Consider the following 1,047-nt stretch of genomic DNA (forward strand, 5'->3'; position numbering starts at 1 on the left):
GGGGACATCACGTCGAGGTCGATCAGGTGGGCACCCGCCAGGTCCACCATCCGCACCCGGGGGATCCCCCCTCTCCGAGGCAATTCTCGATTCCGCGCGCGCTGCGCTGGGTTCGACGGATCGCGAATCGGCGCTGACGTCGGCGACCAAACCCTGACGCAACTTGCCGATCAGAGGGCCTCGAGAGCCCCGGTCATCTTCTTGACTGTCTCGGGTGCCACCTTGGCCTCGAATCCCGCTTTCAACAGTGGGGAGGCGATCTTGGCAGCGCCGTTGAATTCGACGTTCGCTCGGTAGTCGATTTCAGTCGAGTTCGCGCCGATTGCGGTCAAGGTGATGTCGTCAGTACTCGTGGCGGTCTTGTTCTTTCCTTCGAGCACAATGTGATTCGGCTCGTCGGTCACCAAGGTGTAGGTCAGTTCGGTGCCGATGCCGAACAGCTTGGACACGTTGTGCCACTGGGTTCCGATACCGATCGGGCCATCCGAGGTCTGGGTGCAACTCTCGGTGCCCGGATCCCACAGTGGGGCGTTGGCGAAGTCGCGGAGAAACGCGGCCGCCTTCTCGATCGGTACTTCGGCGGTGAACTTTCGGGTGACTTCGACCATGTTTCGTGCCTTTCGATTCGGTTTCGTAAGTCTGGATCTCGCGCATCGGGTTCGACGAGACAACGCCGAGCGTCGCGGTCGAACGATCTAGTTGATACCGACGACTTCCTGGGCGATCGCTGCCAGCCTTGCCTGAGCAGCGGAGACAACGCCATGTCGGTTCTTGTGCGCTTCCTCGTACGCGACGATATCTCGCACTTGGGCGGCCTCGGTCAGTTCCTTCACCGCGGAGACGGCCTGCGCGACGTTGAGTTCGTCGAAGTCTTCGATGGGAAGTTCAGTGGGGTCGAGTAGCCCACTCGACTTCCGTACCGAACGGAAGACGTCGGCGGCACCGTCAGCACCTTCTCGGCGAGTGACCTTCTCAGCCGTGGCGATGGCCGCATCCCTACTGGCCGAGAGTGTTTTCACAGTCACGTCACCGGCATATGCGCCCCAG

2 protein-coding genes are annotated in these 1,047 nt (G+C 61.4%); both read right to left on the reverse strand.

Features of this window, described 5'->3' with window-relative positions; all coding sequences use genetic code 11:
* Positions 1-170 precede the first annotated feature (170 nt).
* Complete coding sequence (locus ABT116_RS50030) at positions 171-608, reverse strand: SRPBCC family protein (protein WP_095971718.1); 438 nt, start codon at positions 606-608, stop codon at positions 171-173.
* 87 nt (positions 609-695) lie between these two features.
* On the reverse strand, positions 696-1,047 hold a 352-nt coding region (locus ABT116_RS50035), incomplete at its 5' end, for a DUF8129 domain-containing protein (protein ID WP_351648441.1).

The sequence above is a fragment of the Streptomyces sp. NPDC002130 genome (assembly GCF_040296465.1).
Lineage (GTDB): Bacteria > Actinomycetota > Actinomycetes > Streptomycetales > Streptomycetaceae > Streptomyces.